This window comes from Bradyrhizobium sp. TM239 (assembly GCF_036247985.1).
In the GTDB taxonomy this organism is placed as follows: domain Bacteria; phylum Pseudomonadota; class Alphaproteobacteria; order Rhizobiales; family Xanthobacteraceae; genus Bradyrhizobium; species Bradyrhizobium ottawaense.
Genome location: NZ_BTIR01000003.1, coordinates 283,824 through 298,578, shown reverse-complemented (window position 1 = coordinate 298,578; position 14,755 = coordinate 283,824). Strand labels below are relative to the sequence as shown.

Below are 14,755 nucleotides of genomic sequence, written 5' to 3'. Positions count from 1 at the left end.
GAGCACTTGCGAAACCCATCATGTTCAACGTGGAAGAAGCGTCGATGGGTTTCGCTTCGCTCTACCCATCCTACGAACTGTTTGAGAAATTGGATCGAGACTATCGGTGCCCCGGACGCAGCGCAGCGTCCCTTCGACGGTGCGCTGCAGAGCCGGGGCCCATGCCTCAGCGGAATGTGCAGCCGTCTGGGTCCCGGCTCTGCGCAGCAGCGCAAGAACGCTGCAGCGCGTCCGGGACAAGAGAGAGGCGCGTTTCAGCGCCGTCATGTCCCGCTACACCTTCTCCTCCAGCGCGCGGCGCAGCCTCCGGATGATGACGCCGCGGGCGCGGTCGTCGGCGGCTGCCCCAACCCTGTCGTTGATGTCGAGCATGAGCTCCGACATCTCGTTGTGCCAGTCGAGACGGGTCACGGCCTCCGGTGCGAGCCGCCGGCGGTGATCGACGTCGACCACGCGCGGTTCGGCAGCGGCGAGCTCGTAGATGTCGTCGAGCAACGGCTGGTAGACCCGGGCCGCCGGAATGATCCGCTCGGCGACGCGTTCCGCGAGCCCCGCAATCGCGCCTTCCTCGCCATGGACCAGGAACAGCCCGCGCGAAATGGGCCGGCGTGCCGCGATCCAGCTGGCGATGCCGGCGGCGTCGGCATGGCCGGAATATTCGTCGATCATGCGGATGCGGGCCGCGACCTTGATCTCCTCGCCCTGGATCCGCACGGCCTTGGCCCCGTTCTGGAGGAAGCGGCCGAGCGTGCCGTTGGCCTGGAAGCCGGCGAGCAGCACGGTCGCGCGCTCGTTCCACAGCCAGCGCTTCAGATGATGGCGGATGCGGCCGGCGTCGCACATGCCGCTGGCCGCGATGATGATATGGAATCCGGACAGGCGCATGATCGCCTTGCTCTCGTCCGCGGTCTCGGTGAATTTGAGATGCGGCGAGTTGAGCAGGCGCGCGGCATCGACGGATGGGTCGAGGCTCTCGGCATGGCGGCGAAACACCTCGGTGGCGCGGATCGCGAGCGGAGAGTCGAGGAAGATCGGTGCCGTCGGAATCTCGCCGTGCTCCATCAGGTCGACGAGATCGACGATCAGCTCCTGGGTCCGTTCGACCGCGAAGGCCGGCATCAACAGCGCGCCGCCGGCCGCCGCGGCATCGCGCACCTCGGCCGCGAGGTGCGTGCGGCGGAGCGCAGGTGTCGTGGCCTCGCGCACGCGGTCGCCATAGGTCGATTCCGAGATGACGTAGTCGAAATCGGTCGGCGCCTCGGGATCGGGCTGCAGCAGCTTGGCCTCCGGCCCGACGTCGCCGGAGAGCAGCACGCGCAGCGGACGCGTCGCGCCTTGCCCGGCGATTTCGAGCTCGATCGAGGCCGAGCCGAGCAGATGGCCGGCGTTCCAGTAGCGCGCGCGGACGCCCGGGATCACGTCGGTCCAGCGTTCGTAGTCGACGGCGCGAAACGATTGCAGCGATGCAATGGCATCGGCCTGCGTGTAGATCGGCTGAACCTCCTTGCGCCCGCGCGAGGCGTTGCGCCGGTTGAGCTGCGTGACTTCCGATTCCTGGATGCTGCCGGCGTCGGGCAGCATGTAGGAGCAGAGGTCGATCGTGCCGCGCGTCGCCAGGATCGGTCCCTCGAATCCCGCGCGCACGAGCTTCGGCAAGAGACCGCTATGGTCGATATGGGCATGCGTGAGCAGCACGGCATCGATATCGGCGGGGCGGAACGGAAAGGCGCCGTAGTTGAGCTCCTTCAGCGTCTTCTGGCCCTGGAACAGGCCGCAATCGACCAGGAAGCGGCCGGTCGCGGTCTGGAACAGGTAGCTCGAACCGGTCACGGTGCGGGCGGCGCCGCAGAATCGAACGGTGATGCTCATGGCGTCGTCTCCGGAGGAAGTGTCGTGGTCAGTTCGGACCGCAAGGCGGCCGCAAGACTCTCGGCGAGGGAAATCGCGTTGGTCGGATGCGGGACGCTGTCGGTCGATCGGATCGACCGGATGCCGGCGCTGGCGAATGCGACGGTCATCGCGGGTGGAAACAGCGCGTGCGTGATGACCGCATCGACGGCGGTCGCGCCCATCGCCGTCAGGGCCTTCGCCGCGGCCATCAGCGTCGTTCCGGAGGAGACGATGTCGTCCACCAGCAGCGCCGGCCGTCCCGCGAGCAGGCCGGGATCGGCAAAGCTGATCGCCACGGAACGATCGCCGTGCCGGGTCTTTCGCGCCACCGTGTGCTGCAGGCGCAGCCGGCTCGCGATGTCCCTGACCCAGGGCTCGGACTCCATGTCGGGCCCGATCACCACGGTCGCGGGGTCGATGCCGCCCGTGGCCAGCGCGTTCGCGATGGCAGGCATGGCGGACAGGTTCTCCGCTTCGATGCCTGGAAAGACCGACCTGATGTCTGGGGTGCGGTGCAAATGCGCATCGACGGTGACGATACGGTCCACGGTCGTCGCAAGCAGACTGCCCATGGCACGCTGGCTGATGGCTTCGCCCGGATGAAATGCAGCATCCTGCCGCATGTAGCAGAGATAGGGCGCGACCAGCACCAGCCGCTTCGTGCCGTTGCGTCGCAGCGCCTCCGCAGCGAACAGCAGGGCGATCAGCTTGTCATTGGGTTGATCGAGCGAAGCATAGAGGATCGTGGTGCCGGTCGCCGGCGCGACGGCGACGCGCAGCTCGCCGTCGGGAAAACGATGCACGGCGATTTCGCTGCAGGCAAGCCCAAGTCGCGCTGCGAGGCGCTTCGCCGCATCGCTGCCGCCGGGCAAGGTCTGGAGCGCGATCGTGCTCACGCCGTCTTGCCTTGCAGGTCGTCATGACCGTTGACGACGTAACCGGTCTCCTCAGTGGCGGCATCGGCGGCCAGATCATGCTCGGGGCGGTCGAACGTGTAGACGCGATAGAGCGGCTCGCCCTGCTCGACGCGATCGCCGATCTTCTTGAACAGGCGTATGCCGGCGCCCTTGTCGAGCGGCGCGCCGGCGGTGCGGGCGAGGCGGTTCAGACGCAGGCAGTCGATCGCGGACACGATGCCGTCATGCGCCGCCTTGACGTCGAAGCTGAGCGATCCGAGCTCGCTGCGGCATGTCGACGGACCCTGGGCGTCGATGATCTTCTGCATCTGCTTCAACGCCGCACCGCTGTCGAGCAGTTCGCGCGCCCTGGCATAGCCGGCGCCGCCGCGCAGCTTCGGATCGTATTCCAGGAGATGGGCGGCGAGGCGCAGCGATTTCTCGCGCAGGTCGCGCGGCGCATCCTTGTCGTTGCCGAGCACCGCCATGACGTCATTGGCCTCCAGAACCGGCCCGATGCCGTTGCCGATCGGCTGGCTTCCGTCGGTCGTGATCACCTCGACCGTGCGGCCGAAGCGGTCGCCGACGAATTCGAACAGCTTGCGCAGCCGCATCGCCTCGACGCCATTGCTGACCTTCGCGGTCGGCCCGACCGGAATGTCGATCAACAGATGCGTCGAGCCCGCCGCGATCTTCTTGGACATGATGGAGGCGACCATCTGCTCGCGGGTATCGAGGCTCAGCGGACGCTCGACCGAGATCAGGACGTCGTCGGCCGGCGACAGGTTCACGTGCCCGCCCCAGATCAGGCAGCCGTTGCAGCTCGAGACGATCGCCTTCATCTCCTCGACGCCGACATTCACCCGCGCCAGCACCTCCATCGTGTCGGCGGTGCCGGCAGGCGAGGTGATGGCGCGCGAGGAGGTCTTCGGGATCGGCAGGCCATGGGCGGCGACGATCGGCACCACGACCATCGAGGTGCGATTGCCGGGGATGCCGCCGATGCAATGCTTGTCGACGACGACGGGGGTCGGCCACACCAATTGCGTGCCGGCCTGCGCCATCGCGCCGGTGAGGGCGAGCAGCTCGTCGCTGGTGATGAAGCTCGCCGAACCGATCAGGAAGGCGGCGATCTCCATGTCCGAGTAGCGATAATGTGCGAGGTCGTTGATGATCGCGCCGATCTCGGCCTGGCTCAGGGTTCGCCCGCGGATCTTCGCGCGCACCGCTTCCAGGCTCTCCGGAGGCGCGGCTGGCCTGACCGTGACCAGCGTGCCGGCGCCTTGCGCGAAGCGCCGGAACGCGGGTTCAGAGAGTCCGATCTCGTCCGGGGCCACCAGCGTATCGTCGTCCGTGATCAGCAACGTCGCCAGCAGGACCTTGCCGCCCTGACGCAGCTCGACGCGGCTGAAGCCGCGGAAGATCTCGGCGCGCAGCGCCTTCGACTGCCTGGAGACGACGACGACGTTCTCGCGGCCGGTATCGAGCCGGACGCGGCGGATCTTCAGTTGGGAGTGCGGAAGGTCTGGATGCATGGACGGGCCGGCAGGGATGAAACACGGCTTCCATGCTTAGACGCGGCCGTCCTGATGCTGTTGACCCAGATCATGGCGCGCGCGAGGGACATGGGTGGGCTGCGGCGGGCCGTCACGCAGGCGCGCTGCTGCAGGCGCGTCGGTCTGGAAATGACAGGGGAAGCCGAATGCCGTGGCGACATCGCCGATGTTGGCCGGCCAAATCGGGGAGCGGGTTACTTTATCCCCGTGCTGATCGCGACAAACTTGTTGTTGAGGAGCGCGCCGCCCGTGTTGTTCACGACGGTCACGATTGCGAGCGCGATCCCGGCGGCGATCAAGCCGTACTCGATCGCGGTTGCACCATTCTCATCGGCAAGGAAGGACCTAAGCAAACGCATTGCCAACTCCCGTTCATCCGATCCAACGTATGGCCGCGTCGTCATCGGACTTGCAAAAAGATCGAATAAGTCTTTATGCGCGCCAAAAGTATTAAGCCCGGGCGAGCGCGCCACTGCTCATACGACGGCATTCATTAAATTAAGGTTCCATCGATCTGTTCAAATGGATTCATATCCGCAGGCCTCCGCTGGGCCGCGCCGGCGCCGTGCCCGTCAGGGCGCGATCGTGCGGCTGCTTAACCGATTGTTGAGCCTGTTCGTCAACGGGCCGGCAAGGACACCATGGCGCTCATCCGCGCCGGTCGTCCGCATTCAGCGCCCGCAACATGGCGATGCGGGCGAACATCACCCAGCCGCCGCCGGTCTCGGCCGCCTTGATCAAGGTCTCGACGGCGGTCTGCCAGCGCGGCTCGTGTTGGGCGTCCTCGGGCAGCCGCATGATGTAGTCGGCCGCCTCCTGAAGCGTCAGCAGCTCGCGCTTGTCACTGACGCGAACGGGATCGTCGAACGCCGTCGACCAGGGCATGTCAGGCCGCCAGATCGGCGAGGTGTGGCATCACGGCGCGATCGCGGGGGGATGCGTCTAGCCGGCTTTTTTCGCTCGCGCCGGCGCCCGCACCGGCTTGTCGGCCTTCTTCGAAGTCTCCCTGGTCGCTTCCCTGGTCGCCGTCTTCGCAGCAGCGTCCTTGCCGCCCTTGCCGGCGATCGGCAGCAGCATCTCGCGCTGGCCCGCGACGCGCTTCTTCGGCTTCTTGGCTTTCGCGGTCTCCTTGGCGACCTTCGCCGCGGGGCTGACGTCCTTCTCGTTGGCGATGCTCTTCTTCAGCGCGTCCATCAGGTTGATGACGTTGCCGCCGCTCTTCGGCGCGGCCTTGGCGGTGATCGGGGCGCCGCTACGCTTCTTGTTGATGAGATCGATCAGCGCGGTCTCGTAATGGTCCTCGAACAGCTCGGGCTCGAAGGTGCCGGACTTCTTCTCGACGATGTGCTTGGCGAGGTCGAGCATGTCCCTGGTCAGCTTCACGTCCTGGATGTCGTCGAAATATTCGGTCTCGCTGCGGACCTCGTAAGGGTAGCGCAGCAGCGTGCCCATCAGCCCGCTCTCGAGCGGCTCCAGCGCGATGATGTGCTCGCGGTTGGTCAGCACGACGCGGCCGATCGCGACCTTGTCCATGCTGCGGATGGTCTCGCGGATCACCGCATAGGCGTCATGGCCGACCTTGCCGTCGGGCACGAGATAATAGGGGCGGATCAGATAGCGGTTGTCGATGTCGGACTTCGGCACGAACTCGTCGATATCGATCGTGTGGGTCGAGTCGAGCGCGATGTCGTCGAGCTCGTCCTTGGTGACCTCGATATAGGTGTCGGTGTCGACCTTGTAGCCCTTGACGATGTCCTCGGACGTCACCTCGTCGCCGGTCTCGGCGTCGACCTTGAGGTACTTGATCCGGTGGCCGGTCTTGCGGTTGATCTGGTTGAAGGAGACCTTCTCGGTATCCGAAGTGGCCGGATAAAGCGCGACCGGACAGGTCACGAGCGACAAACGCAGAAAACCCTTCCAATTGGCGCGGGGGGCCATGGGCTACTCCAAACGCAACAGAGGACAACGTCCCAGGATACCATCGGGGAACAGCGAATCATAGCAAGGCCGGTCGCTGAATCCGCCAATTGCGTTAACCGGCCGATGGGCGTCGGGTTGCGTCCCGATCGGACGCCAAGAGCCGGAACATCATATCTGATCGGGCGTTGGCTCCGGACATACGGCTGCGATGAGGTCGCGGTCATCGGGGGCGACACGCAGAGATTGAGGGCATCATGGCCACTACGCGAGAGCAGCAACAGATCGTCGAAACACCAACCGAGGCGCGCCAGGGCGAACCTGGGCCGTCAGTTGCCGCATTGCTCGCCATCTCGACCGGGCTTGCGATCCTGATCCTCGCCGTGATCTGGTTCGTGTTCTTCCGGACCTGAGGGTACGAATTCACGGGAAGGGCGGACCTTCCGACCTGCCGCGGAACGCGGCACATTGCGCCCGCCATGCTGCCGGTTCGTCCGGTCGCATGGCGGGCGCAGTCGCGTTGGCTGCCGACACATCGTATATGACCAAAAAGTAACGCAGGCAGTTCCCGGCGTTCATATTCAGTTCACGCCGGAATTGCTCATCTGGTGTGGTGTTGATGCGGCCTATGTCTGGAGAGAAAGCGTGCGCCTGCTCGTTGTTGAGGACGACCCCGATCTCAATCGCCAGCTCACCAAGGCACTGACGGACGCCGGCTATGTCGTCGACCGCGCCTTCGACGGGGAGGAGGGGCACTATCTCGGCGACAACGAGCCGTATGATGCCGTCGTGCTCGACATCGGCCTGCCGAAGAAGGACGGCATCTCGGTGCTGGAAGCCTGGCGCCGCAACGGCCGCACCATGCCGGTCCTGATCCTCACCGCACGCGACCGCTGGAGCGACAAGGTGCAGGGCTTCGATGCCGGCGCCGATGACTATGTCGCAAAGCCGTTCCATCTCGAGGAGGTGCTGGCACGCATCCGCGCGCTGCTGCGGCGCTCCACCGGTCATGCCCAGAGCGAGCTCAGCTGCGGCCCCGTCACGCTCGACACCAGGACCGGCCGGGTCAGCGTGTCAGGCAATCCCGTCAAGATGACCTCGCATGAATATCGGCTTCTGGCCTACTTGATGCACCATTCCGGGCGGGTGGTCTCGCGCACCGAACTGGTCGAGCATCTCTACGACCAGGATTTCGACCGCGACTCGAACACGATCGAGGTGTTCGTCGGCCGCATCCGCAAGAAGCTCGACGTCGACATCATCCAGACCGTCCGCGGCCTCGGCTATCTCCTGACCCCGCCGGCCGCCTGACGCGTTCCGGGGCTTGACGGGCAGCCTGACAGGGGCCTTGGTCCGGGACATGAGTTCTGACGCCCGCCACCCTGCGCCTTCCCGGATCATTCCGATGGCCGCTAGTTCGCTTGCGACCCGCCTGTTCCTGTCGGCGACCGCCTGGCTTGTGGTGATCCTGGCCATCACCGGCGTGGTGCTGTCGTCGGTCTACAAGAACGCCACCGAGCGCGCCTTCGACCGCCGGCTCAATCTCTATCTCCGCACCCTCATCGCCGAGGTCGCGACCCCCGACGAGCCGCCGGACCGCCAGTTCCAGTCGCTGGGCGAGCCGCTGTTCGAGCTGCCGCTGTCGGGCTGGTACTGGCAGATCACGCGGACCGACACCGAAAAGCCGGAGGTGCGTTCCTCGCGCTCGCTCTGGGACAAGAAGCTGCCGAAGCTGGAAGAGCAGGGCACCGATCTCACCGCCGCCGGCATCCGGCTGGCCTATGTCGACGGGCCCGAGGGGCAGAATCTGCGCATGGTCGAGCGTCCCGTGGATCTCGGCGCCGACGGCAAGTTTCTCGTCAGCGTCGCCGGTGACGACACCGAGATTTTCGACGAAACGCGCAGCTTCGACTACTATCTCGGCGGCACCTTCACCGCGCTCGGCGTCGTGCTGCTGCTGACGACGGTGTTCCAGGTCCGCTTTGGCCTCGCACCGCTCAAGCGCATCTCCGAATCGATCGCCGACATCCGCTCCGGGCGGGCGGAGCGGCTGGAGGGCGAATTCCCGGTCGAGATCGCGCCGCTGGCGCGCGAGACCAACGCGCTGATCGATGCCAATCGCGAGATCGTCGAGCGCGCGCGCACCCATGTCGGCAATCTCGCCCATGCGATCAAGACGCCGCTCTCGGTCATCGTCAACGAGGCCGGCGCCCACATCGCCGATCCGTTCGCGGCCAAGGTGATGGAGCAGGCGGATGTGATGCGCGACCAGGTCGCCCATCATCTGGAGCGTGCGCGCATCGCGGCGCGGGTCTCGGTGGTCGCGACCGTGACGGAGGTGGCCCCGGCCATCGAGGCATTGCGGCGGACCATGGAGAAGATCCATCGCGACCGTGGCATCATGGTCGAAGCCAAGGCCGACCCGTCGGCAAAATTTCGCGGCGAGCGCCAGGATCTGGAGGAGATGGTCGGCAATCTCGTCGACAATGCCTGCAAATGGGCGGCCTCGCGCGTCTTCATCGAGGTCCTCGTGGAAGCGCCGCACCAGGCCGGGGTGGGCCCGCGGCTGCGGATCGTCGTCGATGACGACGGCCGCGGCCTGTCGGAAGCCGAGCGTGCGCAGGTCTCGCGGCGCGGCCAGCGGCTCGACGAGTCCAAGCCCGGCTCGGGGCTGGGACTGTCGATCGTGACCGATCTCGCCGCGCTCTATGGCGGCAGCCTCTCGCTCGGTGGTGCGCCAACCGGCGGCCTGCGCGCCGAACTGGTCCTTCCGGGTGTATAATCCATTGTTCCGACTAGCTTATTCCTCCTCGCCGACGCCCGGCCGCGGCAAACCGGCGGGATTCGGTCCGACTTCCTAAACGGCTTCTTAAGTGGGCGCCTCCTATGATCGCGCCGGACCCATCCCATGTCCGCCATTTTACCGTGCATTACCCGGGCGCATGAGCCAGACATCGATCGAGCGGCTGAGGGAATATCTCGCGCAGCTCCCGCCGCAGGCGCAGGCGCTGCTGATGCGGGAGTTCGAGCGCGCGCTGGAGCGCGGCCAGGATACGGCGGTGGCGACCCTCGTGCTCGAGCAGCTGCGCAAGATCGTCCGCAAGTCGGAAGCCGATGAAGCCCCGCCGCCGCGCACGGACGATCTGTCGCGGCTGCTGTTCCAGGCACTGGAACCGTTCCTGATCGAGGCCGGCGTTCCGCTGCGGGTCGGCCAGATCCGCCGCACCTCGCTCCAGCCGATCTGGCAATGGCTCGGCCGCGACGGCGCGCCGGACAAGCTGAACGAATTCGAGGCCGCGCTGGCGCGCATGCCCGCCGATAGCGCGGGGCAGGTCGAGGCCCTCGCGCAGAAGCTCCAGGCGGTGGCTGCGGATGCCATTTTCGAGCTGACCGGTCCGGGCGGCGGCGACAAGTCGCGCGCGCTCGCCCGGGTCGGCCCGCCCAACGTGATCGAGGACCTCTATTCGATCGGAGGGGTGCTTCAGGTCCGGGAGGCCATCGCCGGCCTGAACGAGAAGCTGCCGCGCACCTTGCGCGCCTTCGGCGATCCTCAGATCGCCTCGGTAACGTCGGCGCTCAACATTCCGGTCCTGCAAACGCCGCAAATGCTGCCCTTCGCGCTGTCGATCGTGGTGCAGCGGATGACCGCGCCGTGGCAGATCATCCGCCTTGCCATCAAGATTGCCGCGTCCGACGACGAGATCCGCGTCGCGGCGACGCCTTACGGCGTTGCCGTCACGATCGCGCTGCACGATCTGTCCTGTGTTGCCGCCACCTTGCGCATGGACATCAAGCGTGGCCATTTCGACAACGTTGCCGGCAACCTCAAGGCGCTGCACGACGGCGTGCGGGGTCTGCGCACCGAGCTCGACCTGCGCAACGATTCCGCCTGGGGCAAGCAATTGACCTCGATCCGGGCCGACATCTCCAATGCGCTGCAATCCGAGATCGACAGCGTTCCCGGCCGCGTTCGCCGCATCCTGCGCCAGCGCCCCGAGAAAGACATTCCGCCGGGGGCGCGGATCGACAGCACCGAGGTTGAGGAAACGGCGGCGCTGATCGATTTCGTTGCGACCTGCCGCAATTATGCCAGCGAGCTTGCGATCAACGAGGTGACGCTGCGCACCTATTCCGACCTCCAGCAATATGTCGAACGCTCGACCGAGCAACTGGTGCAGTCGCTGCGCGCCGCCGATCACAAGGTGCGCACCTACAGGCAGCAGCAGGTGCAGGCCGCGATTCGCTTCTGCCAGGTGCTGTTTGGCGACGATTACGCCTCGTTGATGAGCCGGGCCGCGGAGAACGCAGCGACCGGCGAGCGCAAATCGTCGCGCGCAAGCTGATCCAAGCGCATATTTTCGTGATCACAATTTGTGGTTGACGGTGCCGGTAGCTCACCGTACGGTCCCCGCGCAAGTCCGGGGAACTTCTATTTGTGGGCGCATGAAACCCGTTATCAGCTCCATCGAAATCGAAAACCGCGTCATTGTTGCCAAGTATCAAAGACTGATGGTCGGCGCCAAAGTGGTGCTGGTCGAGAAGGCAAGCGGTCGGCAACTCTCCGAGACAATCACGAGGGTCGCATCCCCGGTTCCGGTCGGAGCGCTGCGCATCAGATTGCCCGATGCGATCAAGCCGGGAACATACTTCCTGAGGGCCTTCAACGGGCACGGTGAGGACGCCGCGCAAAGTACGGACTTCGATATCGGCTAAGCCGTTGGATTTTCACCGTTTCGAGACCGTGCGCGGTCGCGCCAAATTGACAATTGTCAATTGCCGCATCGTCCAGCCGTGGTGTAAAGCCACCTATGGGCGCGGTTCGTGCGCTGCCGGAAGCTTGCCAGATGACGCTATGGTTCGTGTTCGCGCTGATGACGGTCGCGGCGATTTTCGCCGTGCTCTGGCCGCTTGGCCGCAATGGACGCGCGCAAGACCAGGGCAGCGAGGTCGCGGTTTACAAGGACCAGTTGGCCGAGATCGAGCGTGATCTCGCCGCAGGCTTGATTCCCGCGCCGGACGCCGAGGCTGCGCGCGTCGAGATCAGCCGCAGGCTGCTCGCCGCGGCCGCCAGCGAGCCCGTCGTGGCGCCGAAATCGAATCTCAAATGGCGCCGCGCGGCGGCCGTGCTGGCGCTCGCCGGCCTGCCGCTCGTTGCGATCGGCGTCTACATGCCGCTCGGCTCGCCCCGGCTTCAGGACTTTCCTTTGGCGCAGCGCGAGCGCGGATCCGGGTCCGGCGTGGCGCAGTCGCTCGAGAATCTCGTCGTGCAGGTCCAGCAGCATCTGGAGAAGAATCCGACCGACGGGCGCGGCTGGAACGTGCTCGCGCCGGTGCTGGAGCGGCTCGGCCGTTTCGACGATGCGGTGCGCGCCTATCGCAACTCGCTCACCTATAATGGCGAGAGCGCGGAGCGCCGGTCCGATCTCGGCGAAGCGATCTCGGCTGCGGCCGGCGGTGTGGTGACTGTCGAGGCCAAGGCGGAGTTCGAGCGTGCGCATGCCCTGAACGCGGACGATCCCAAGGCGAACTATTTCCTCGGCCTCGCCGCCGAGCAGGACGGCCGCAAGGACGACGCAGCCACGATCTGGCGCGCGCTGCTTGCGAAAGCGCCCGCGGATGCGCCGTGGCGTGCCCTGGTGCAGTCCTCGCTGGTGCGGGTCGGTGGTGGGACGATGCCGGCGCTGTCGGACGAGACGATCGCCGCTTCCAAGGATATGGCCGAAGGCGATCGCAACGCGATGGTGCGCGGCATGGTCGATCGTCTGGCTACCCGGTTGAAGCAGAACGGCGAGGACGTCGATGGATGGCTGCGCCTGGTGCGCGCCTATCTCGTGATGGGCGAGCGGGACAAGGCGGCCGGGGCATCGGCCGATGCCCGGCAGGCGGTTGCCAGCGACGCCGAGCGGCTGCGCCAGCTCAACGAAGGCCTCAGGACTCTCGGGCTCGGCGGATGACGATGCCCGGACGAGAGCAGCGGAGAACGGATACGCCATGACGCGCAAGCAGCGACGTATGACCATCATCGGCGGCTCGCTCGCCGTGCTCGCGCTCGCGGCCGCGCTGGTGCTCAACGCACTTCGCGACTCCATCGTATTCTTCTCGACGCCGACCATGGTCGCCGAGAAGCACGTCGAGCCCGGCAAGCGGTTTCGCCTCGGCGGGCTGGTGCAGCCCGGCTCGCTCCAGCGCGGCGACAATCTCGCGGTGACCTTCGAGGTCGCCGACGGCAACGCCAAGCTGCCGGTGGCCTATAAGGGCATCCTGCCCGACCTGTTCCGCGAAGGGCAGGGCGTCGTCGCCGAGGGCGCGCTTGACGCCCATGGCGTGTTCAAGGCTGATACCGTGCTGGCCAAGCACGACGAGACCTACATGCCCAAGGACGTTGCCGATGCCCTGAAGAAGCAGGGGCACTGGAAGGACGATTACGGCAAGCCGTCTGACAGCGGCAAGACGTCCGATGCGGGCAAGCCCGCGGCGACGACCGCACAGGGCAATCCGCAGGGAGCAATGCGGTGATCGCAGAATCCGGACATTACGCGCTGGTGCTGGCGCTTGGGCTCGCACTGATCCAGTCAATCGTGCCCCTGATCGGCGCGCGCCTGAACGATGTCGCGCTGATGAACGTGGCGCGCTCCACGGCGCTGGCGCAGCTCCTGTTCGTCGGTGCCTCGTTCGTAGCTCTCGTGATGCTGCACGTGAACTCGGACTTCTCCGTCGCGAACGTCTACGAAAACTCCCACTCGATGAAGCCGCTGCTCTACAAGATCACCGGCGTGTGGGGAAACCATGAAGGCTCGATGCTGTTGTGGGTGTCGATCCTCGCGTTGTTCGGCGGCCTGGTCGCTGCGTTCGGCAACAATCTGCCGCTGTCGCTGCGCGCGCACGTGCTTGCCGTGCAGGCATGGGTCGCCAGCGCCTTCTATCTGTTCATTCTCGTGACGTCGAACCCGTTCCTGCGTATCGCGAGCCCGCCGATCGAGGGACGCGATCTCAATCCGGTGCTCCAGGATATCGGCCTCGCCGTACATCCGCCGATGCTCTATCTCGGCTATGTCGGCTTCTCGATCTCGTTCTCCTTCGCGATCGCGGCGCTGATGGAGGGCCGGATCGATGCGGCCTGGGCGCGCTGGGTGCGGCCGTGGACGCTGGTGGCCTGGATATTCCTGACGCTCGGCATCGCCATGGGTTCGTACTGGGCCTATTACGAGCTCGGCTGGGGCGGCTGGTGGTTCTGGGATCCGGTCGAGAACGCCTCGCTGATGCCGTGGCTCTCCGGCACTGCGCTGCTGCATTCGGCCCTGGTGATGGAGAAGCGCAACGCGCTGAAGGTCTGGACCATCCTGTTGTCGATCCTGACCTTCTCGCTGTCGCTGCTCGGCACCTTCCTGGTACGCTCGGGCGTCATCACCTCGGTGCACGCCTTCGCCACCGATCCCACCCGCGGCGTGTTCATCCTGCTGATCCTCTGCCTGTTCATCGGCGGCAGCCTGTCGCTGTTCGCGGGCCGTGCGACGTCGTTGAAGCAGGGCGGCCTGTTCGCGCCGATCTCGCGCGAGGGTGCGCTGGTGCTGAACAATCTGCTGCTCACGGTCGCCTGCGCGGTCGTGCTGTTCGGCACGCTCTATCCGCTGGCGATGGAAATGCTCGCGGACTTCAAGATGTCGGTCGGCGCGCCCTTCTACAACCTCACCTTCGCGCCGCTGTTTACCCTGTTGCTGCTCGCGGTGCCGTTCGGACCGATGCTGGCCTGGAAGCGCGGCGATCTGCTCGGCGTGACGCAGCGCCTGCTCGCGGCAGGCGTTGCCGGGCTCGTCGCCGTCGCCATCGCCTGGGGCTGGGCGAGCGGGGGCAGCACGCTGGCGCCGCTTGCGATCGGGCTTGGCATCTTCGTCATCGGCGGCGCGGTCACCGATATCGTCGAGCGGACCGGGCTCGTCCGGCTGCCGTTCGCAACGGTGCTGCACCGGGCGCGCGGCCTGCCGCGCTCGGCCTGGGGCACGGCGTTCGCGCATGCCGGCCTCGGCGTCGCGCTGATCGGGATCGTCTGCGAGACCACCTGGAACAGCGAATATATCGCGACCATGAAGCAGAACGACGTCGCCAACATCGCCGGCTTCGACGTGAAGCTCGACGGGTTACTGCAGCGTCAGGGCCCGAACTACCGCGAGATGATCGCCGAGTTCAACGTCAGCCTCGATGGCAAGCCGCTCAGCGTCATGACGCCCTCCAAGCGCAGCTTCACCACCCGCGGCTCGTCGACCACCGAGGCCGCGCTGCTGACGCGCGGTGCGAGCCAGCTCTACATTTCGCTCGGCGAGGCCAATGCCGAGGGCGCCATCGCCGTGCGCATCTACTACAAGCCGATGGTGCTCATGATCTGGTGGGGACCGGTGCTGATGGCGTTCGGCGGCGTGCTGTCGCTGTCCGACCGGCGCCTGCGGGTCGGCGCGCCGAAGCCGGCGCGGGCCAAGCAGCGCCTCCAGCCGGCGGAGTGAT

14 protein-coding genes are annotated in these 14,755 nt (G+C 66.1%); 8 read left to right on the top strand and 6 right to left on the bottom strand.

Features of this window, described 5'->3' with window-relative positions; all coding sequences use genetic code 11:
* Nucleotides 1–273 precede the first annotated feature (273 nt).
* The 6 genes from AABA84_RS07610 to ku all read right to left on the bottom strand — a co-directional run bounded on the left by AABA84_RS07610 (nucleotide 274) and on the right by ku (nucleotide 6,280).
* Entirely contained in the window at nucleotides 274–1,869 is a 1,596-nt protein-coding gene (locus tag AABA84_RS07610; protein WP_212248462.1) for an MBL fold metallo-hydrolase, read from the bottom strand.
* Nucleotides 1,866–2,786, bottom strand: coding sequence for a ribose-phosphate pyrophosphokinase (locus tag AABA84_RS07605; RefSeq protein WP_338311749.1), 921 nt, complete (start codon nucleotides 2,784–2,786; stop codon nucleotides 1,866–1,868). The genes AABA84_RS07610 and AABA84_RS07605 overlap by 4 nt, the downstream gene beginning before the upstream one ends.
* Entirely contained in the window at nucleotides 2,783–4,321 is a 1,539-nt protein-coding gene (locus tag AABA84_RS07600) for a thymidine phosphorylase family protein (RefSeq protein WP_338311748.1), read from the bottom strand. The genes AABA84_RS07605 and AABA84_RS07600 overlap by 4 nt, the downstream gene beginning before the upstream one ends.
* Before the next feature lie 215 nt (nucleotides 4,322–4,536).
* The gene (locus tag AABA84_RS07595; RefSeq protein ID WP_212248465.1) at nucleotides 4,537–4,701 is read right to left on the bottom strand and encodes a Flp family type IVb pilin; all 165 of its coding nucleotides are present in this window, start codon (nucleotides 4,699–4,701) and stop codon (nucleotides 4,537–4,539) included.
* Nucleotides 4,702–4,990: 289 nt separating this feature from the next.
* Nucleotides 4,991–5,227: a hypothetical protein gene (locus tag AABA84_RS07590; protein WP_212248466.1), complete on the bottom strand. Its 237-nt coding sequence runs from the start codon at nucleotides 5,225–5,227 to the stop codon at nucleotides 4,991–4,993.
* A gap of 57 nt (nucleotides 5,228–5,284) precedes the next feature.
* Nucleotides 5,285–6,280, bottom strand: a complete 996-nt coding sequence (gene ku / locus AABA84_RS07585; protein WP_338307535.1) for a non-homologous end joining protein Ku — start codon at nucleotides 6,278–6,280, stop codon at nucleotides 5,285–5,287.
* A 236-nt stretch (nucleotides 6,281–6,516) separates the two neighbouring features.
* Here ku and AABA84_RS07580 point away from each other — a divergent pair, with 236 nt between their 5' ends.
* The 8 genes from AABA84_RS07580 to AABA84_RS07545 all read left to right on the top strand — a co-directional run bounded on the left by AABA84_RS07580 (nucleotide 6,517) and on the right by AABA84_RS07545 (nucleotide 14,754).
* The gene (locus tag AABA84_RS07580; protein WP_162848634.1) at nucleotides 6,517–6,672 is read left to right on the top strand and encodes a hypothetical protein; all 156 of its coding nucleotides are present in this window, start codon (nucleotides 6,517–6,519) and stop codon (nucleotides 6,670–6,672) included.
* Between the two features lie 232 nt (nucleotides 6,673–6,904).
* Entirely contained in the window at nucleotides 6,905–7,570 is a 666-nt protein-coding gene (locus tag AABA84_RS07575; RefSeq protein WP_018315821.1) for a response regulator transcription factor, read from the top strand.
* 94 nt (nucleotides 7,571–7,664) lie between these two features.
* Nucleotides 7,665–9,041 carry a sensor histidine kinase gene (locus tag AABA84_RS07570; protein ID WP_212248468.1) on the top strand — a complete coding sequence of 459 codons (1,377 nt, stop codon included), beginning with the start codon at nucleotides 7,665–7,667 and terminating at the stop codon, nucleotides 9,039–9,041.
* Between the two features lie 160 nt (nucleotides 9,042–9,201).
* Nucleotides 9,202–10,602 carry a hypothetical protein gene (locus AABA84_RS07565; protein WP_338307534.1) on the top strand — a complete coding sequence of 467 codons (1,401 nt, stop codon included), beginning with the start codon at nucleotides 9,202–9,204 and terminating at the stop codon, nucleotides 10,600–10,602.
* Nucleotides 10,603–10,702: 100 nt separating this feature from the next.
* Nucleotides 10,703–10,972 (top strand): hypothetical protein, encoded by a 270-nt coding sequence (locus AABA84_RS07560; protein ID WP_212248470.1) that lies wholly within the window; start codon nucleotides 10,703–10,705, stop codon nucleotides 10,970–10,972.
* Nucleotides 10,973–11,103: 131 nt separating this feature from the next.
* Nucleotides 11,104–12,213 (top strand): c-type cytochrome biogenesis protein CcmI, encoded by a 1,110-nt coding sequence (ccmI, locus tag AABA84_RS07555; RefSeq protein WP_212248471.1) that lies wholly within the window; start codon nucleotides 11,104–11,106, stop codon nucleotides 12,211–12,213.
* A 37-nt stretch (nucleotides 12,214–12,250) separates the two neighbouring features.
* Nucleotides 12,251–12,775: a cytochrome c maturation protein CcmE gene (ccmE, locus tag AABA84_RS07550; protein ID WP_212248472.1), complete on the top strand. Its 525-nt coding sequence runs from the start codon at nucleotides 12,251–12,253 to the stop codon at nucleotides 12,773–12,775.
* Nucleotides 12,772–14,754, top strand: a complete 1,983-nt coding sequence (locus tag AABA84_RS07545; RefSeq protein WP_338311747.1) for a heme lyase CcmF/NrfE family subunit — start codon at nucleotides 12,772–12,774, stop codon at nucleotides 14,752–14,754. Before ccmE ends, AABA84_RS07545 begins: the two co-directional genes overlap by 4 nt.
* Nucleotide 14,755: the final 1 nt, after the last annotated feature.